This window comes from Paenibacillus sp. FSL M7-0656 (genome assembly GCF_038003225.1).
GTDB classification, from domain to species: Bacteria; Bacillota; Bacilli; order Paenibacillales; family Paenibacillaceae; genus Paenibacillus; species Paenibacillus amylolyticus.
Genome location: NZ_JBBOOT010000001.1, coordinates 3,599,255 through 3,619,396, shown reverse-complemented (window position 1 = coordinate 3,619,396; position 20,142 = coordinate 3,599,255). Strand labels below are relative to the sequence as shown.

Here is a 20,142-nt window from a genome sequence, read left to right as displayed (position 1 = left end):
CATATGAAAGTAGCCATTTTTGGAGCAACCGGAGCGATTGGCAAGATGATTCTGTGGGAGCTGATGGATCGTGGGCATGAAGTGACAGCGGTGGTGCGTGACCCTTCGAAGGTTGAGATGGTTCATGAGCGTTTGCGTGTAGAACAGGGAGATCTGCTTAACCCGGATCAGGTGGCTGATTTTGCAGCGGGTCAAGAAGTGGTTGTGAGTGCATATGGACCGAAGTTTGGTGGAGAAGAAGAGATGCTGGAAGTGACGCGTTCGTTGATCGAGGGTGTGCGCCGGGCAAAAGCAGGACGTCTGGTTGTAGTTGGTGGAGCAGGAAGTTTGCTAACTGATTCTGGTGATATGCTGATGGATACGCCGGGATTCCCGGAAGAAGTCAAACCACTGGCAAAAGCCCATGCAGAAGCATATGACCTGATTGAAGCATCGGGTATTCACTGGACCTACATGAGCCCTGCTGCGACAATCACAACAGGACGTCGCACCGGCCAGTTCCGGGTTGGCATGAACCGGGTGATTACGGATGATATCGGGGAAAGCTCGATTTCCGTTGGCGATTTTGCAGCGGCTTTGGTGGACGAACTGGACGACCCGCAATTTATCCAAGCTCGGTTTACGGTAGGTTATTAAGCGTAGACAGGCTTTGGAATGGATAATTTAATCTGAAGGTCTCGTACACGGGATCGATAGATTTTTCGATGATGTATCGAGTGGATCGCGGTAACTGGATGAGGTAAGAGGAAAGATAGCGATACACATATAAGATGCAGCGTTTAGGTGCAAAGTTGCTACTTTTAAGTATGAGATGAGCTTGTCACGGGGAGGGATGAACGTTGTTTATCGTAACCGCTGAACAGATGAGAGCTGTGGACGAGTATACCATTCATAAGCTGGGTATTCCTGCTGCTAGTCTAATGGAGAATGCAGGCCGCGCCATAGCCGAGGAAGTCATCAAGCTGTGCCGGGAAGGGCAGGCAGAAGGTTGGCTTGCGGATTCAGGGCAGCTTGGCTATAGCAGCAAGACAGATGATAGGCGGGCACACACCGGGCCCGGTGATCGGCAAGGTTATGGTGGCGACATCATCGCCGATCCGGCGCTGGTGATGGAGCGCCCGGGAGATCAGCTGTGGTACATGCTGATCGGTAAGGGCAATAATGGCGGCGATGGGCTGGTTGCCGCGCGCCATTTGGTTGAAGCAGGGCTTGGCGTGACATTGGTCTACGCCGATGCCCCTGATGCACTGCGGGGCGAAGCCGCAGTGCAACGGGATGCCGCCGCGAAGCTTGGCATCCCTGCTCTTGTCCACGGGCGCGAAGCCGTGGACTTCAGCCGGTGCACAGGCATCATGGATGCGCTGCTGGGCACCGGCTCGCGGGGGGCGCCGCGGGGAGATTACGCGGCGTTGATTGAGGCGGCGAACGACAGCGGCAAGCCGGTCGTGTCCGCGGATGTGCCGAGCGGGCTGAACGCCGACACCGGAGAGGTGTACAAGCCCTGCATTCAAGCTCGGGTGACCGTATGTCTCGCGCTGCTTAAGCGCGGGCTGGTGCAGTACCCGGGCGCTTCTGCCGCGGGGCGCATTGTGGTGCGCGCCATCGGCATTCCCGCGCGGCTTGCGCCAGAGCATGGCCCCTCGGTCCGTCTGCTGACGGACGAGGTGTTGCGCGGTGCGCTGCGCGTGGATATAGGCCGTCTCCGGGCACCGGACGGCCACAAGGGCACCTACGGCCACGTGTTGCTGGCCGCAGGAAGTCTGCCGATGAGCGGCGCTGGCCTGCTCTCGGCCAAGGCCGCGCTGCGCGCAGGCTGCGGGCTCGCTACATGGGCGCTGCCCGCGGCACTGCTGCCGTATGTCATCGGCACCGTGCCCGAGCTCATGCTTGCTGCCGCCTCCGATGGCGACAGCGGCGAATGGAACGCGGCTTCCGCCGACGCCGTGCTGCGTCTCGCAGAGAGCCGCGACGTGCTCGCGACCGGCCCAGGCCTTGGCCGCTTCCAGGGCGACACAGACTGGCTGCGCCGTCTGTGGCAACATACGGATCGTCCGCTCGTCATCGACGCGGACGCCCTCAACATGCTGGCAGACGCTGGCCCACATGGGCCTCGCGACTGGGGCCAGCGAAGTGCGGCGACAATCCTGACGCCGCACCCTGGCGAGATGGGCCGACTGCTGGGCATGTCGACCCAAGAAGTGCAGCGTGACCGCATTGGGCACGCTGCAAAATACGCCCGCGAGCAGGGCATGACCCTTGTGCTCAAAGGAGCACGAACGGTCATCGCAACGCCGTCCGGCGAGGCGTACATCAACACCACCGGGCACGCCGGCATGGCGACTGGCGGTGCCGGAGACGTATTGACCGGCATCATCGCCGGTCTGCTTGCCCAAGGGCTCAGCGCGGAGCAAGCCGCCACGTTCGGCGTATATCTTCACGGACAGGCCGCTGAACGTGCAGCACTGCTGCGCGGTGACCCATCGTCCCTGCTGGCCGGAGACATCATCGACGCACTGTGAGGATGGGGCAGGTGTGGGACAAGCTCATGGTTTTGGGTTACTGCCTATGACTAATCATTTCTAAACTGCAAGTGATCCAACGAACTAGCGCACCAGCGCATCAAAAGTAGATGAGTGCACGATGTCCATTGCTCAATGCTAAATGATCAATGCCCGATGCCCATTGTCCATTGCTCAGTACTCACTACCCAATTCCCAGTGCCCTAACGAACCTGATACACCTTATACCACGGTTTACATCGAGGAGCAAAAGCTAACGAACCTCATCCACGTTATTTCTGTGTATTTCAGATAAAACACCTGAAAAACCGGACTAAATTAGGGAATAGAATGCCTGAGATTCGTTAGATTTTATAATCTGCAATTAATGGCCCAATAAGGTTTGCACGGTTCGTTAAACGTTTGGATCTGAAATGCTGATGTCTTATTATCTATATAAGTTGAACTAAAGAATATTTACACGGGACACTCCGGTGACAGAACAACCTTCCGATCGCTGTTATCCCCAGTTTTTTATAAATTAGGAAATCCGGGAAAGCGTATGCTTCCGAAGCAGCTTTCTTTCAAAAAGCTCTTAGGCGAAGCCTATGCTTCCGAAGCAGCTTTCTTTCAAGAAGCTTTTAGGCGAAGCCTATGCTTCCGAAATAGCTTCTTTCAGACAACTTTTAGCTCCGCTTTTTCAGGTTCTTTCTGTCTTCTCTGTTTTGTGTAAATGTTTAGTTCAATCTATATACTTTCATATCTTTGAAACGAATTAATGGTTGGATGAAACACCGATTAGTTACTGAAAAGGGGAGCCCTGTCATGGTTCATGACGGAGGCTCCCCTTTATTTGTTTGTTTGTATGTTCACGCTACCTGATCTTGGCTTGGCTATAACCTGACCATAACTTGCCTATAACCTGCATCTAACCTGCATCTAAACGACATCCGACCTACGTCTGGCCCAAGTTCTCGCGGCATCCTGCTTACAGCCGGAATCGCAGCAGTTCCTGATGCATCTCTGCACTAATATCACGCAATGACTTCACCTTGATACTTGCATCAGCGAAGGAACGTTGTTGTTCCGACGTGGAGGCGGTGATCTCTTCACTGCTGGCAGCCGACTGCTCGGTGATGGCACTGATATTTTCGATGGCCTGTTGCACCTGTGTACTCAGTTCATTGGAGTGTTGCATGTCCTCAGCAAGCTGATGGATACCCGTACTAATGCGCTCCACACTTTCACGAATGGCAGAGAAAGATTCGCGAGTCTGGCCAGTGGCTTGTTCCTGTTCGCCGAATAGCTGCATGCTTTGTGCTACAGAGTTCTTCACCTTGTCCATGGAGGTTGTGATCTCGCCCACAGCCGCATAGATATGTTTGACCGATTGCGCAGATTGTTCGGCGAGTTTGTTCACCTCGCCCGCAACAACAGCGAAGCCACGTCCAGCTTCTCCAGCGCGAGCAGCCTCTATGGAGGCATTTAACGAGAGCATGGTTGTTTGTTTGGCAATCTCCGATACATATGTCGTCATCGTAGTGATTCGAACCGCGCTTTCTTCCAGTTCCCGCACCGTTTGTTCTACCTCGGCCATCGCCGTACGATTCACTTCGGCCAAGCGGAGTTGCTCCGCTACAGCCTTATTACCTTCCTCAACGGTAGTTAATACTTCACGACCATCGATTACCGATTGGGAAGTGGACTCGAGATTGCTATTGAAGGTAGACTGCATTTTGTCCACAACCATCACTGTTTCACTCAGATCCTCGGCAATTTTTTGACTGCCAATCGAGAGTTCCTCCGTGGTGCGGGATACTTGCTGCACAATCGCTTGGGCTGTATCATTACCACGGTCAATATCTTGCGCCATCAGATCGACACGATGACCCGCTTCACCAATCGACTGAATAATGCCGCGGATATTATGAGTCATGATACCGAAGGAGCGACTCAGGTCATCGAGTTCATCTTTGCCCCGAGATTCCGGTAATTGTCCGGTTAGGTCACCGTCCGCAATTTGTCCCGCAGCGTCTTTGAGTGTTCGAATACGCTTGGCGATCTGACGTGAAGTATACATATTAAACAGCATTACGGCGACAAGCAATACGATGGCTCCTACCAGAGCGGTTTGCCACGTTTGCTGAATGTCACGTTCCAAATCGACGGTATATTGATCATAACGATCCCGAGTCATCTCATCCAACGAATAGATATCATTCTGTATGCCCCGAACCCGAGTGCTGTAACGTTTCGCTTCCGCACTGTTCATCGCACTCATCGCTTCGGTGGCTCCCTGGTTGAGAGCTTCTAATTTTGTCTCGATGGACTGAATAAGTTGTAACTGCTGATCTGTTTCGAGCAATCCGTCCGTAAGTTCCTGAATCATCGTTTGACCTTCATCCAGCAAGCGAAGTACGGCGTCCTGGTTTCCTGCTGTCATGGAGAACGAGTAGACATCCAGCGCCTGCTGGGTCTGAATCTGATTGGCGTTCAGTTCACTCACCTTGAGCATGGCTGGTACCAGATTTTGATTTTTGGCATTCATGTTGAGCAATTGCATGATAATATAAGCGACTAGCACAAGGCATAGAAGTAGTGAAATTAGAGCATTAAGTATCAGTTTTCCCTGTAGTTTCATGTGCGTACCTCCTTGTATCCGATGGGTTATTGATCAAGCGTAATTTTGATTTGACCGGAAGAGATCTTTGCCTTCAGATCTTCGAAGGTTTGCTGTTGTTCATCACTGAGCGTGATATTATGTAGATCAGTCAGACCCACGGCGTTCTCCGCCAGCCCCTCCACGATTTCCTTTTGAGGGAAGGTATGATTGTTTTGAACAAACGTGTTAACGGCATTATAGATAGAGACATCCACATTTTTCAGCATGGACGTAAGAATGGATTTTTCTGCTAAAAAGAATTGATCGGTATCTACACCGATGGCGTATTTCCCTAATTTCTGAATCTCCGTCAGTGCGCCTACGCCTGTGAGACCGGCAGCAACGTAGATCACGTCAGCGCCCTTTTCCTGAATCATCTCTGTAGCCAGTTGTTCACCCAGCTCGGCATTGCCAAAGTCCCCTGCGTAGACGACATCAACGGTTGCATTCGGCTTGACAGCCAGAACACCTTGTTTAAAACCCTGCTCGAAATTACGAAGGACCGGTATCTCTATTCCACCAAGGAAGCCAACATGATCTTCCGTTGAAGCCATAGCGGCAATAACACCTGCCAGATAACTTCCTTCTTCCGCCCGGAATGAAATGGAGGCAATGTTAGGCAGTTCGGACTGACTGTCAATCATGAGGAACTGCTGGTCAGGATATTTGGCTGCAACTTTCTCCATATCCGCTTGGATAGCATCACTCAGGCCGATAACCAGATCGAATTTGGTTTGCGCAAACTCTTCAAATGCAGCTTCGGCATTGTCGCCCGGTTCACGATAGTCAAAGACAATGCTTTTCTCATTTCTGGCCTGAACCAGTCCATCAAAAGCAGCATCATTAAAAGAACGGTCACCCAGACCCACTTCCGTAAGCACGATCCCAACCTTTGTTCTTGTGTCTGTTGCCGTTGTTGTATTGTTGGCTGAACATGCCCCCAGGATCAGTACCGTCAGGATCATCATTAGGGTGAGACCTAGACCTGCGCGTCTGTTCTTGTTTGTTTTCATGTGTGGTACCCTCATTTCTGTAGTCGCATTTTTCTGTTTTGCGTGATTCCTTAGCTCCAGGGAAGTACGTGTGCATGATGACACGTATGGTGAGGATTTCCCTTTATCTATATCGGTCAGAAAGGCACTGTGATTTATGGTATGTAGTGAAAATTTACGAAAAAATAAGTATTTTTCATGAATTACACATTATTTTTACATTTCTCTGGTTAAAAGGGTACATAAATATCTACAGTATGTTGTTTACTGATGTTAGAAGTCGAAAAAAGACACAACAGAGATGACATGAATCATCTCTGTTGTGCCTTAAAATTTCACCCTATACGGATGATAAGGTGATCATCCTATTATAAAAATGACGCGAGTTTTACCAAGCCGCAATCGAGCCATCCGCTCGGGTTTCCGTACCCCCGCATAATACGCCATTGTCCGGGTTGCGCCAGATGATCTGACCGCGTCCAAACTGGGATGGATCGAGTGCCACTTGAATATCATGTCCTTTGCGGGCGAGTGCCTGTGCAATATGCTGCGGGAAACCCGGTTCCACGAGAATTGTTTTGCCCTTCGTCCACTGCCAGCGCGGAGAATCCAAGGCGGCCTGTGGGTTCAGGTGATAATCGATCGTATTCATAACCACCTGCACATGACCTTGCGGTTGCATGAAACCACCCATGACACCGAATGGCCCAACCGCTTCGCTGCCACGGGTGAGGAACCCCGGAATGATCGTGTGATACGTTCGTTTGCCTGGCTCCAGGGCGTTCGCATGATTAGGGTCCAGTGAGAAGTTATGTCCGCGATTCTGCAAAGCAATGCCTGTTCCCGGAACAACGAGCCCAGACCCGAAGCCCATATAATTACTCTGGATAAAGGAAACCATATTGCCTTCACCGTCCGCCGTAGCCAGATAGACCGTTCCGCTTGCTCGTGGATCACCTGCCTCAGGTGCTCGTGCGGTATCACCAATGAGTTTGCGCCGTTCTTCCGCGTATGCCTCGGACAGGAGTTCCTCCACCGTCACACCCATTTTGCGTTCTTCAGTAATATATTTCTCCCCGTCGGCAAATGCCAGCTTCATAGCTTCAAGTTGCCGATGATATGCCAGAACGGATTCTTTCTCGTCAAAATCATATCCCTTCAGGAGATTAAGCGCCGCGAGAGCAATCAATCCTTGTCCATTCGGCGGAATCTCCCATACATCGTAGCCACGATAGGAGACGGAGATGGGATCAACCCACTCCGGCTGAAAAGCCTTCAGATCTTCGCGAGTCAGATAACCACCGTGCTCTGCCATAAAGGAATGAATGCGCTCTGCCAGTTCTCCTTCGTAAAAGTCTCGCGCTTCGCTCTCGCCAATCTGGCGCAAAGTCGCCGCATGATCCGGCGAGCGCCACATCTCTCCAGCTGCGGGTACACGCCCGCCTGGAGCAAATGTCTCAAACCACGCACGCCCTGCCTCCGCATCACCCTGGCGTGCATAGATCTCGGCTGCCCTTGCCCAGTGGCGGGCCAGCCCAGGCGCAAGCGGATAACCTTCCTCCGCATAGCGGATGGCCGGTTCCAGCGCTTCCGCCAGCGTGAGTCGCCCAAAACGGCGGCTCAGCTCAGCCCAACCCGCCGGTGCGCCAGGCACCGTCACCGGAACAACCCCGAGCTTCGGCATCTCCGTATGGCCTGCCGCTTGAAGCGCCTCAATGGATATGCTCTGAGGCGCAGGGCCGCTGGCATTCAGGCCATGCAGTTTGCCCTCGGTCCAGACGAGGGCAAAAGCATCGCCTCCAATGCCATTGGACGTTGGCTCCAGCACCGTGAGGGCTGCCGCAGTTGCAATGGCGGCATCGATGGCATTGCCGCCTTTTTTCAATACATCCAGACCGGCTTGTGCAGCCAGTGGTTGAGACGTGGCGACCATGCCTTGTTTCGCATACACAGGCACGCGGTAAGAGGGATACGGTTGGTAGAGTGGATCGAAGTTCATCAGGTTGTTCAGCTCCTTGTCGCTAGATGTCAGGCTCCGGCATAACCGGATCATACTCCTAACCCTCTTCGCAACTGGACAACCGATATCCTGCCACACCTGCCAAATCCAACCTGACATCAGTTTATGTCGTTACCATATCGCCGCCATTTACATGAATGCATTCACCTGTGACGTAGGATGAATCGCGGGAAGCGAGATAAACGTAGGCTGCCGCCAGTTCGTAAGGCTGACCAGCTCGACCCATGGGCGTATCTGTTCCAAATACCTGTACATCCTCAGCGGAGAAACTGGCAGGGATGAGCGGCGTCCAGATGGGTCCCGGGGCGACGGAATTCACACGGATTCCCTGTGCAGCGAGCGATTGGGCGAGTACACGAGTCAGCGATACAACGGCTCCTTTGGTAGAAGAGTAGTCGATCAGTTGGGTATTACCTTTATATGCTGTAATGGAAGCTGTATTGATAATGGAGGCACCTCTGCACAGATGGGGGAGAGCGGCCTGAATCAGAAAGAAATAGGCGAACACATTGGTCTGAAAGGTGTGATACAGCTGTTCTTCTGTAATATCAACGATGCTTGGCTGCACATACTGTACGCCATGATTGTTGACCAGAATATCGATCTTTCCGTAGGTTTCCATGGTTGTGCGAATGACGGCTTCACAGTTTTTCTTTAAGCGGAGATCAATCTCGATTAAGAGACAGCGCTGTCCCAGTTCTTCGATCCGTTCACGAGTCCTTTCGGCATCTGTCCGTTCATATAGATAAGCAATGACGATATCCGCACCTTCCTTGGCAAAAGCGATGGCGGCCGCCCGGCCGATTCCACTGTCACCACCCGTAATAATGGCAACTTTACCTTGGAGTTTGCAGCTACCGATATAGGCAGGATCTTCACTGATCGGTTCAGGCACCATCAGGGTTTCCAGACCGGGTTGCTGGTCCTGATGCTGGGGTGGAAATGCCAGCTTTTGCTCCTTGCATACCGTTTTCTCACCATAAAAAGGATAGACAGGATTCATTCGCTTTACATCCTCCTCGAACGTTCATTGATACGGATAACCTATGCATTCGCCCAGAAGAAGGTGCGGGGGGAAACAGCAGAGCGGTTGTTTTTTGCACAGAATATACCATAATAAGGATAGATCCTTAAATCGATGGAGGTGTCAGGAGCCACATGAATATTCAAGGAATTAATCATTTGTGTTTTTCCGTATCCAATCTGGAGCGGGCCATTACCTTTTATGAGCAGGCTCTCGGTGCCCAAATTCAGGTGAAAGGACGCAAACTGGCTTATTTTGAGCTTGCCGGTCTGTGGATTGCCCTGAATCAGGAGGATGTTATTCGCAACTATACGGAACGAACCTATACCCATATTGCATTTACCGTTACAGAAGAGGAGTTCGACGCGTCTGTGCAGCAGCTGCGAGCAGCGGGTGCTGACATTCTTCCCGGAAGGCTAAGAGATCCGCGGGATGCATTATCCGTTTATTTTACCGATCCGGATGGTCATTTGTTTGAACTGCATACAGGTACGATGAAGCAAAGGCTGGATTATTATCGCGAAGACAAAGATCATATGACCTTTTATACATGAGTTTCATGTGCAAATCGAGAAAATCTGGAATTATAACTCACATATCTATTGTCTAAACATTGGAATTACCTATAATATGGACAAATGGTACCTTAATTTACCAATGTTAAATTCGTTGGTTCAATTCCAAGGAGGTTTGTCATGATTCAGTTCCCTAAACCGGATGTCGAGCAATATTTTCAGACGTACCGTATTTCACATTTTGCCGTATCGGCAGACGAGAAACGTTTGTTCATGGACAGCAATCTGAACGGTCAGCCGAATATTTGGGCGATGGATTTGCCTGGAGGATACCCGTATCCTTTAACGTACTTGAATCAGAGCAGTCAATTTATCAAAGCAGACCCGCAAGGACGTCATCTGCTTACCGCGTTTGATCGGGATGGAGATGAGAACTATCATCTGTATGCACTTCCACCCGAGGGTGGTGTTCCACTGCCTGTGGTTCCGGCAGAACCGAATGATCGCTGTTATTTCGCTGAGTTGTCCGAGGATGGACAGCGTCTCTATTATGTTACCAGCGCGGGTAATCCGAATTATCTGAATTCACGCCGCATCGATCTGGAGACAGGGGAAGATGAACTGTTATACAGTGGAGAAGAGGTTACGAGCAGCCTGGTTGCTGTAAGTCCTGACGAGAAGAGTTATGTTATTTTAAAAATGTACTCCAATACGTATCAGACGGCGCATCTGTATCGTAACAATGAAGAAATGGTTATTCTGCCAGCTTCAGAACGTTATAGTCAGGTATCTGATCTGATTTTTGCAGATGATAATCGTCTTCTGTTCATTACCAATGATGACTCCGCATACGCCTATGTGGCTGAATACCGTATCGATACCCGCGAATTCCGCTTATTGTGCAGAATCGAAGGGGAAGATGTGGATTTTATCCGCTGGCATCAGGCTTCCGAGACCTTATATTTCTGGACACTTACAGGGCCGGAGAATCGTATGTACGTATTGGGCAAAAATGCCGATGAGCCTCGGCGCATAGAGATGCCGCTGGATACGATAGAGCAGGTGAACGTTACAAAGGCTGGCAATGTGTATATCCTCGGACGTGGAGCGATCCAACCGCATAACATTTATCGCAAAATAGCAGGTGCTGAGTCCTGGGAGCCGCTGACTGCCAATCGGGTAACCGGACTGGACCCAAGTGATCTCGTGTACCCTGACGTTATTCAGTATAACTCCTACGACGGACTGGAGATTGAAGCTCTCTTGTTCAAAGCAAAACCAGAGCAGGCCAATGGTTACACCGTATTTTGGCCTCATGGTGGGCCGCAATCTTCCGAAGCAAAGTTTTTTCGGCCGATGTTCCAGATGATGCTCGCTCAGGGCTATCATATCTTTGCACCTAACTTCCGGGGCAGTACCGGGTATGGTGCGGAATTCGTCAAATTGGTTGAGCGGGATTGGGGAGAAGGCCCAAGACTGGACTGTGTTGCCGGCATCAACTGGTTGTTTGATCAGGGGATTACCTCGCCAGAGCGGTTGTTTGTGGTAGGTGGAAGTTATGGGGGATATATGACCCTGTTATTGGCAGGTCGCCATCCGGAACTGTTTCGGGCAGCGGTCGATATTTTTGGGCCAAGTAACTTGTTCACATTCCTGGAATCCGTACCGGAAGACTGGAAACCGATGATGGATAACTGGCTGGGTGATCCGGTCCGTGACCGCGAACGTTTAACGAAGGATTCACCGATTACGTATCTCGATCAGATGGTGAATCCAATGCTGGTCATTCAGGGTGCTAATGATCCAAGGGTCGTGAAGGCCGAATCCGATCAGATCGTGGCTGCGCTCCAGTCCAAGGGACTTGATGTGGAATACATCGTTTTGGATGATGAGGGTCATGGCTTCTCCAGGAAGACAAACGAGATTCTCGTGTACCGCCGGATGCTGGAGTTTTTGCAGAAACATCAGGAATCTCCCGTCGCACAAGCTTAAGTTGAGAGATTCCATCGTTGACTTAAATATAGTGAGATGAGGAAAACCGCCAAAGATCAAGGATGATCTCTGGCGGTTTTATACGTGCGCCCGCATGTTGGGCGCTATGTATGGAACGATACATACGTTAGTTTGGAAGGCCGCTATCCATTGAGCGACCTGTCCAAATCTACTAACTAATCTACTAATCTAACAATGCGACAATCGAATTAATGGACTGCTGCGCCCACTGTGCAAAAGGCAGGTCGGCTGCCCAAGTCACTTGTCCTGTGGCGTTGGCTTCCCCCCACCACAAGATACGTTGATAGAGCAGATGCATGCGGAGACGTGTGCGGAAGTGTTGGCATTTCTCCTCATCTGCTGCACAGACCAGATCACGGTAGCAGCGAAGGAACTGCGCGGCCAGTTCTGGTTGACCCTCACGAACATACCTGGTGGATATTTTGGTGAGGTCGGCTGTTCCGTCTCCGAAATAGGCCGTTGTAAAATCGAACAAACCACTAATCTGCCACCCTGAAGAACGGCCGTCCAGATTTTGAATCAGAATATTCTCGACCTTGAAGTCTCCCATAACAAAACACGGAACAGCTCTGGACCGAAATGCCGGTTCAGCATTCTTGAATTGCTCGTCCACCCATTGAACATCTTCATCCGTAATCACCGAGTACTGTTCAGCATCATGTAACCAGTGACGAATGGTTCCGTACAACCAGTCCAGATAATCGCCTGCAAAGGAAACAATCTGCTGTGCTACAGGATCATATTCCCCGGCATCAGGCACCTTCCAGCGGTGCAGTTCAGCCAAAGTATGGGCAAACATACAGGCGATCTCTTCCTGATCTTGCTGTGACAGTGAAGCCTGGAATGCTGGATCATACAGGTGATTCCCGGGCAGGCGTGGCATTATGGCATAACTCCAGCCTATCAGATGGGTATCTTCATGTAATAAATATGGATCAGGGACAGGAATGGACGTATGTTTTGCCAGTTGTTCTACAAAGAATTTTTCTTCCTGTAACTGTCCTGCATATAAAGGATTGCCTTTTAGAATATACTCTCCACGGGAAGAGCGAATGAGCAGTGTCTGACCCATAACACCTTTATCCGTTCGTCGATAATCTTCAAGAGTTCCCAGGTCAAGCTCATTCAGCGCATCCTGTAATAAAACTGCGGCCACTTCGCCAAGTTGATTGGAACCAAAATATATACGGGTTGTCATATGGCCAGACCCTCCTGGGTGTTAGTCCTCATTCTCTTCGTCAGACAGGTCATACGTATCCTCATCGACCAATCCACGGATGAAAGCTTCAAAATTGGGCGCAAGATATGTAATCTCATAATCATTTTCCTGATCGACATGAACTACACAGGGTTCACCTTCAGGGCCACAGAAGCGATAATCCAGCATAACAACATCATGACCAGCGGATGGACAATCACAGATCACAATCCCCAGGTCGGGGTATCCCCAATCCTCGATCATGAACCGACTTCCCAGCTCACCAGCGAGTGCGTATATTTTATCGTGTCCAATTCCCATAATGCTTGAAATGGCAATGTGATCCTCAGCCCAGGAAGTCGCTTCTTTGGTGGGAAATACAGTGAGCGCAGGGATACCGCCGTTTTGCGTATTCATCAGTTGAATATAGGAAGCGGGCAGCTTGTAACCCAATTCTTTCTCAATAGTCAAAATCTCTTCTTCATCAAAAGGTTCTGATACATGATTGTCCTGCGCATAATCACTCTGTACCCAGAACGTTGCGGGATCATAAGTCCCTGAAGCGGCTCTTAGATGGTTCTGTATACCGCTCTGCTCGAATGCGGCAAGTTCCTCTTCATGACGCTGGCGATCTTGACGCATCTTGTCCGCTTCGGGACGAATCTCGCGAAGGAATTCAAGGGTAGATTCATCATGGGGCAGAAGTTCATCAGCTCTCTCAAAAGCCAGTAGTGCCTGTTCATAACTCGCTATATGACAGTATGCATAACCCAAGCGGTATTGCCAGAGAGGGTCGCTTACCCCTTGCTCCTGGACAGACAACAAATGTTGAATGGCTTCGCGGTAACGTGCGTCATTGTTATAGGCTCTGGCGAGTTGACCAATCAGATCATAATCCCGATCTGAGACGGGGATTCGTTCAATATGTTCAATAATGAGACTGAATTGGTCCTGCTCATGCCACAAGTTAATTTGTTCCAGCAGTTCTCTTTCCATGAATAGGCCTCACTTCCGTAGGAGGGGTATGAATCTCTTTCATTATATAATAAGTGTGTGTTGGTAGGAGAATGTATAAATCAAGCTCTTCGTAGCATACTGTTTAAGTATACTTTAAGTTTGATCTATAAAGTTTAATTTGTGTTTAACTTTGTTTAAGTATGATGTTGAAAGTTAAACTTTACTATCCTATACTAGGAGTGTGAGGTGAGATGGATATGGGAATCACAAGAGTTGAGAAGAATATATTTAGTCAGAACACGGATGAGATTGCTTCTGAGTTAGTTCAGAGCTTGAGTAATTCGGATAATAGTATTTTACTGTTCAAAGTGCTGGCACTTGCAGTCAGAAATAATGCTGAATTTGTTCGTAACCTGGATGAATCTATCTTTGAAGATGCTGATATTTTTAGAGAAAAGTATGTTACTCTTCTCAAACATGCGTTAAGTCAAGCAGTGGATGTACCGACAGGAATTCACAGTGGTGTTCCTTCTATTCCTTCTATTGAAGTTGTACATTCTTATACTCCTAAAGAATTATCTATATTTTTTGGAGTGAGTATTACGACGATTTTTAACTGGATTGATCAAGGCCGTTTTATGGGGATTCAAAGAGCCGGGTCCAACAAACATAATCTCATCCCAGACGATACTACATATGTATATGGATCAGGTAAGAGAACGACGATTAAAGAGATTGTGACTATGTGGAAAAAGGAAGAGGCAGAACGCCAATCCACAATAGAAGTCAGTGACCTGGATTACCACACAGGGCAAATTGCCTTATATGAAGATAAATACAAAGGGGAATTCGAACGGACACTCGGAACTAAATTGAACTTAACACCTGAAGAAGAAACCGATGCACAAGTTTGGAAACACCATTTGGGGAGGCAGCGTCTTGGCTTTAAAGATACCGAAAAGTAATTTTCGTTTTATTGAGAATGATTTTTCAGATATTATTATGGAGATTCGAGATGGTGCCCAGGGTCTTCCAAGCAGTGCTAGAACTATTCGTAAAACAATTGTCTTTAATGATTTATCGAAGATGTACTGTGTAGAGGAGATAGATCGAAACGGGGGATTCATCGAGTTATATTGGTATGATGATCAAAAAGAGTTGATTATGAAATTCCATGCTCATTATCATCCTGATGAAACACCTGCTAATATTACGATGTATGACCCGTTTCATATTCATACGGTAAATGAGAGAAGATTGAATAATGAAAAATTTCAAGAATTATATACGATTCTTGAATTTATTAGATTAAGAAATATCTCTATTAAATTATAATAGTTCAACGCTGATATGATGTTTGTACATACGAATTAAACAACACTCCCTGAACTTAGGCATTATAGCCACAGTTCAGGGAGTGTTGTTTTTATAATCTATTCTTTATTACAAATCGTCAAATCCGTTATCGTCGCCAACTTTACCGTAGTTACGGGATTTAGCTTCGAAGAAGTCTGTTTTGGTTGCATTCAGAGCTTCATCGGAGAATGGTTTGATCCAAGGCATGCAGTTTACATCCACACCTTCATATGCTTTTTCCATACCCATCAGACGCAGACGTTTGTTGGCGATGTACTTGATGTAATCTTCCAACTCGTTCAGGTCAATACCGCGCACGTTGCTGAGTGTGTAATGTGCCCAGTTGGTTTCAAGCTCAACAGCACGATGGATGGTTGTGTATACGTAGTCCATGTTCTCAGGTGTGTTCAGTTCAGGGAAGTCCACCAGCAACTGTTTGTACACTTCAGCGAAGAAGTAACAGTGTTGGTTTTCATCCCGCTGGATATACGAGATCATCTGGCTGGTTGCCATCATTTTCTGGTCACGGGCCAGGTTGTAGAAGAAGGCAAACGTACTATAGAAGAAGATACCTTCGAGTACCAGATCGGCTACCATAGCTTGGAAGAACGTCTGTGGAGACGGCTCGTCCCGGAATGTTTGGTAAATGTCTGCGATGAAACGGTTACGGTCAAGCAGGACTGGATCATGTTTCCAGTATTCAAAAATTTCCTTTTGCTCCCGATCAGATACGATCGAAGACAGGACGTAGGAGTAGGATTGGTTATGAACGACTTCCTGTTGTCCGATAATGGCCGAGATCGCTTCGAGTGAAGAATCGGTAAAGTAACGTTTTACGTCACCAACAAACATCGTCTGCATGGAATCAAGTACCGCGAGCAGGGAGATGTTGATTTTGAATGTACGTTGCTCTTCTTCATCCAGTTGAGCAAACTGGGAAGCATCTTTGGACATTGGAATCTCGTCTGCGATCCAGTGGTTAAGTAGCAGTACTTTGTACAATTTGTACATATGAGGCATACGAATGTCGTTCCAGTTCAGGATACCGGAGCATTCACCTTCAATAATACGGGTTGATTGGTTAGGGGCTTCGGTGTTAAAAATTTTCTGTACTTGCATTGTTCCGTTCACTCCTTGAAATTTCATAATGTTCTGCCGACAGAACTTTGGGAAATCATCTATATCAACATCTTGCGATGCTGTGATCGTGTTTTAGGTAAAAAAGAACCAGGGCAACGCCATTTTGCAATCAAAACAGGATGCCCTGGTGGTCACCTCGAATCTAGTAAATCTTCTCTATCATGGATAAAAGCGTAACTTGCGCAAAAATCAAGATTCTTCAATCGTTAATGCACGGCTACGAACATAATAGGTTGATTTCATGCCGGCTCTCCAGGCGTGCAGATGCAATTCCAGGAATTCTGTTGCTTTGATATCTGGTCGAACGTAGAAGTTGAAACTTTGTCCCTGATCGACGTGGCGCTGACGGGCAGCCGCCATATTAATGGAAGCATGTTGATCCACCTGGAACGCTGTTTGGTAATAAGGGCTTGTTTTTTCGGACAGATCCGGAGCCGGATTGGCAATTTTGTAAGTTGTTTTCTCTTCATAAGATAACAGCTCATAGAGCGGATCAATACTAGCGGTGGAACCGGCAATAATGGACGTGGAACCGTTAGGTGCAATGGCGAACAACCAAGCATTACGTACACCGTTTTGTCGCACTTCGGCTTGCAGTTCTTTCCACTGTTCGGTTGTCACGAACTCGCCTACGCGCTCACCTGATGTGTACTCGCGTTGGTCGAAGTAATGACCACTTTCCCAATCGGAACCTTTGAATTTCGGATAATGTCCTTTTTCTTTGGACAGCTCCATACTGGATTTCACGAGCAGGTAGTTAATTTTTTCATACAGATTATCGTTATATGTTACAGCTTCTTCAGACTCCCAATGAATGCCTTCGAGAGCAAGCAGGTGGTGAAGTCCAAATGTTCCCAGACCGACTGCGCGATATTGGCTGTTGGTATATTGGGCTTGCAACACTTCAATGTTGTTAATGTCGATAACGTTGTCCAGCATGCGCACCTGAATTGGAACGAGACGCTCCAATACATTATGAGGTATAGCACGTGCCAGATGGATGGAATTCAGGTTGCAGACAACAAAGTCGCCAGGCACTTTGGAAATCACGATGCGAGTTTGTCCATCCTTGGTTACGAGTTCTTCCTTTTCAATTACAGTGGCAGACTGGTTCTGCATAATTTCGGTACACAGGTTGGAGGAGTATACCATACCGTGTGCACGGTTAGGATTCGAGCGGTTAACCGTATCCCGGTAGAACATGTATGGCGTACCTGTCTCCAGTTGGGATTTCAGTACACGCTTCATGATGTCAATCGCCTGTACTGTAATCCGGGACAGCAATGGGTGATTCACCGCTTCTTCGTATTTATCACGGAAGGCACCTTCGCCAAAGGACTCATCATAGAAATCTTCCAGTCCGAGTGCACGACCATTCTCGTCCTTCCAGCCCATCACTTTCTTTGTTTCGTGCGGACAGAACAGGCTCCATTCGCCACGGGTGGATACCCGCTCCATGAACAAGTCAGGCAGACAGATGCCGTGGAATACGTCATGCGCACGCATACGCTCGTCACCGTTGTTCAGCTTCAGATCGAGGAAAGCCAGAATGTCTTTGTGGAAAACGTCCAGGTACACGGCAATGGCACCTTTACGCGTACCGAGCTGGTCTACGCTGACCGCTGTATTGTTTAGTTGGCGAATCCAAGGGATTACACCGGAACTTGTATTTTGGTGACCACGGATATCCGAACCACGAGCTCTGACTTTGCCGAGGTAAACGCCGATGCCGCCCCCCATTTTGCTCAGACGAGCTACATCCGTGTTGGAATCGAAGATACCTTCGAGTGAGTCGTCCACCGTATCAATGAAGCAGCTGGAGAGTTGACCGGCTACTTTTTTACCTGCATTGGACATCGTAGGAGTAGCTGCAGTCATGTACATGTTGCTCATGGCCCAGTATGCTTCCTTGACGAGATCCATACGTCTCTCGGCAGGCTCTTGGTGCATTAGGAACATGGCGATAACCATGTAACGCTCTTGCGGCAATTCCATTACTTTTCCGTCAAAATCGTGAGCGAGGTAACGTTCTGCCAGTGTGAGCAAGCCGATATAATCGAAGAGCAGATCGTTGCGGTAGTCAATGCACTCAGCAAGTTCGTCGATCTGTTCTTTGGTGTAACATTCCAGTAATTCTTCGCGGTAGATACCTTTCTTCACGAGATCTACAAGAAGAGGGTGAAATGCGCCATAAGGCTCGTCCGGGTAAGACTTGTATCTGCGGTTAGTAGCCGCTTTTTTGTAAAGGGAAGTGAGCAGGGAGCGTGCCGCTGCAAATTTCCAATTAGGCTCCTCTTTAGTTACCAGTTCCAGTGCGCTCATGATAAAAGCGTTGCTGATTTCGTCTCCGGTAACTTCATCACGGCGGAGCTTGCTGTTTACCCCACGTACAAGACGTTCCTTGTCCAGCATTTCCAGTCCTTCCAGAGTACGGTCGGCATATACCGAGATGCGCATATCATCAAAGGCAAGCTGGCGGTTGTTCGGCTTGGTCACAACTTGTGGCATGAATATTCCTCGCTTTCGCATGTTAAAGATATAAATTGGAGAAATTCTTTATATAAAGAATTGAGTGTTGTCTTACGGTGAGAAAAAGGTAAAGGTTGCTTTTGGCAGACTGAAACGGCGGTGACAAGTTCATGTCTTAAATCGCTCAACTTGAGGAGCACAAAACAGCACAATTCAGAACATGCTCATATAAAAAGCATTCTCCCGCCTCGCGGCTGAAAATGCCCATGGATGCTCTGGCTTCCTTACTGTCTTAGAGGTTCAGGATATCGACAGAAAAGGGTGCTTATGTAAGCTTTGGTCTATTGCAGATGTGCCTGTAGTTTGAGGATACCGGATGCAGTCCAAACAGCCCCGTTAACCTCCATGTCAACTCTGTTTCGAGAAAGCGATTTACACCTACAGGGACGTGCCTTTGGAGGTGATTTCATCCTGTTTTTCGCGAGAATGCAGAAGGTGACTAATAGAAGCGGAGAAATCTAGTGTTACTACATTTTGTAGCTGTCAACATACTGTAACCCAACATATTGTGTTTGTAAAGTGGGCCGATACAGTAAAACGTAATTCCGAGTATACCATTTAAGCCAGGAATCCGCAAAGGAAAAGGACTGGAAGATTTGAAGATTTATCAAAAAAATTTTTTGACCAATTTGAATGACGTCTTCACGTCAGTTTGAATTGTAACGCATTCAACTGGTAGAATAAAAATAGTCAAAAATCAACTAAAATTAGCGGCAGCGGTTGTTCACGGGGCCCAGAGGAGGCGGAGCAAAATGGCAATAGCAGAAGTGACTGTAATTCCAATCGGAACGGGTACAACCAGTCTAAGCAGTTATGTGGCGGACATGCAAAAGGTATTGGAACATCAACGGGGCATTACATATCAGTTAACTTCCATGAGCACCATTATTGAGGGACCACTTAACGAGATCTTTACAGCAATTGCGGCTCTGCATGAAGCGCCGTTTCTGTCAGGAGCTCAGCGTGTTTCCACATCCGTCAAAATTGACGACCGTCGTGATAAACCGGATGCCTCCAGTATACAGAAGTTACAATCGGTTCAGGATAAACTGACGTCACTTCAGGCAAGACCTAATTAATGGTTTAGTATAAACATCCGTATATACGGTTATTCGGTATGTTATAAGTCATTAATTAAAGGTTAGATTGTGTCTGTCTGTGTAGTTAACGTGTATTTCTGACATCTATAAACTGAAAGACAAAAAAGACCCAGCTTAACGTTCATTAAGCTGGGTCTT

At 48.4% G+C, this 20,142-nt stretch carries 15 protein-coding genes; 7 read left to right on the top strand and 8 right to left on the bottom strand.

Translation table 11 applies throughout. The features are described 5' to 3' along the window. The first annotated feature begins 3 nt into the window (after positions 1-3). The gene (locus MHI01_RS15950) at positions 4-636 is read left to right on the top strand and encodes an NAD(P)-dependent oxidoreductase (RefSeq protein ID WP_036607440.1); all 633 of its coding nucleotides are present in this window, start codon (positions 4-6) and stop codon (positions 634-636) included. Positions 637-839: 203 nt separating this feature from the next. Continuing rightward, the gene (locus tag MHI01_RS15945; RefSeq protein WP_339285292.1) at positions 840-2,519 is read left to right on the top strand and encodes an NAD(P)H-hydrate dehydratase; all 1,680 of its coding nucleotides are present in this window, start codon (positions 840-842) and stop codon (positions 2,517-2,519) included. Between the two features lie 967 nt (positions 2,520-3,486). Here the strand turns inward: MHI01_RS15945 and MHI01_RS15940 are convergent. The 4 genes from MHI01_RS15940 to MHI01_RS15925 form a co-directional block, all read right to left on the bottom strand. Next, the gene (locus MHI01_RS15940) at positions 3,487-5,139 is read right to left on the bottom strand and encodes a methyl-accepting chemotaxis protein (RefSeq protein WP_339285294.1); all 1,653 of its coding nucleotides are present in this window, start codon (positions 5,137-5,139) and stop codon (positions 3,487-3,489) included. 26 nt (positions 5,140-5,165) lie between these two features. Next, entirely contained in the window at positions 5,166-6,173 is a 1,008-nt protein-coding gene (locus MHI01_RS15935) for a BMP family lipoprotein (RefSeq protein WP_340983585.1), read from the bottom strand. Between the two features lie 367 nt (positions 6,174-6,540). Beyond that, entirely contained in the window at positions 6,541-8,151 is a 1,611-nt protein-coding gene (locus MHI01_RS15930) for a gamma-glutamyltransferase family protein (RefSeq protein WP_339287074.1), read from the bottom strand. A gap of 124 nt (positions 8,152-8,275) precedes the next feature. Beyond that, the gene (locus MHI01_RS15925; RefSeq protein ID WP_036607429.1) at positions 8,276-9,175 is read right to left on the bottom strand and encodes a glucose 1-dehydrogenase; all 900 of its coding nucleotides are present in this window, start codon (positions 9,173-9,175) and stop codon (positions 8,276-8,278) included. 155 nt (positions 9,176-9,330) lie between these two features. Between MHI01_RS15925 and fosB the strand changes: the two genes are divergently transcribed. Beyond that, positions 9,331-9,750 (top strand): metallothiol transferase FosB, encoded by a 420-nt coding sequence (gene fosB / locus MHI01_RS15920; protein WP_339285298.1) that lies wholly within the window; start codon positions 9,331-9,333, stop codon positions 9,748-9,750. A gap of 141 nt (positions 9,751-9,891) precedes the next feature. Further along, positions 9,892-11,703 carry a S9 family peptidase gene (locus MHI01_RS15915; protein WP_282319554.1) on the top strand — a complete coding sequence of 604 codons (1,812 nt, stop codon included), beginning with the start codon at positions 9,892-9,894 and terminating at the stop codon, positions 11,701-11,703. Positions 11,704-11,887: 184 nt separating this feature from the next. Here MHI01_RS15915 and MHI01_RS15910 read toward each other — a convergent pair whose 3' ends face one another. Continuing rightward, on the bottom strand, positions 11,888-12,922 hold the full coding sequence (locus MHI01_RS15910; RefSeq protein WP_340983583.1) for a phosphotransferase family protein: 1,035 nt from the start codon (positions 12,920-12,922) through the stop codon (positions 11,888-11,890). 21 nt (positions 12,923-12,943) lie between these two features. Continuing rightward, positions 12,944-13,918: an SMI1/KNR4 family protein gene (locus MHI01_RS15905; RefSeq protein ID WP_282319552.1), complete on the bottom strand. Its 975-nt coding sequence runs from the start codon at positions 13,916-13,918 to the stop codon at positions 12,944-12,946. A gap of 212 nt (positions 13,919-14,130) precedes the next feature. On the opposite strand from MHI01_RS15905, the gene MHI01_RS15900 reads away from it, so the two are divergent. Next, positions 14,131-14,844, top strand: a complete 714-nt coding sequence (locus MHI01_RS15900; RefSeq protein ID WP_340983581.1) for a hypothetical protein — start codon at positions 14,131-14,133, stop codon at positions 14,842-14,844. After that, positions 14,819-15,214, top strand: a complete 396-nt coding sequence (locus MHI01_RS15895; protein ID WP_340983579.1) for a toxin-antitoxin system TumE family protein — start codon at positions 14,819-14,821, stop codon at positions 15,212-15,214. The genes MHI01_RS15900 and MHI01_RS15895 overlap by 26 nt, the downstream gene beginning before the upstream one ends. 108 nt (positions 15,215-15,322) lie before the next feature. Here the strand turns inward: MHI01_RS15895 and MHI01_RS15890 are convergent, their stop codons facing one another. Both MHI01_RS15890 and MHI01_RS15885 read right to left on the bottom strand, forming a co-directional pair. Further along, entirely contained in the window at positions 15,323-16,354 is a 1,032-nt protein-coding gene (locus MHI01_RS15890) for a ribonucleotide-diphosphate reductase subunit beta (protein ID WP_036607380.1), read from the bottom strand. Between the two features lie 210 nt (positions 16,355-16,564). Next, positions 16,565-18,883 carry a ribonucleoside-diphosphate reductase subunit alpha gene (locus tag MHI01_RS15885; protein ID WP_036607378.1) on the bottom strand — a complete coding sequence of 773 codons (2,319 nt, stop codon included), beginning with the start codon at positions 18,881-18,883 and terminating at the stop codon, positions 16,565-16,567. Positions 18,884-19,656: 773 nt separating this feature from the next. Here MHI01_RS15885 and MHI01_RS15880 point away from each other — a divergent pair. Next, the gene (locus MHI01_RS15880; RefSeq protein ID WP_017690882.1) at positions 19,657-19,983 is read left to right on the top strand and encodes an MTH1187 family thiamine-binding protein; all 327 of its coding nucleotides are present in this window, start codon (positions 19,657-19,659) and stop codon (positions 19,981-19,983) included. The last annotated feature ends 159 nt before the right edge of the window (positions 19,984-20,142 follow it).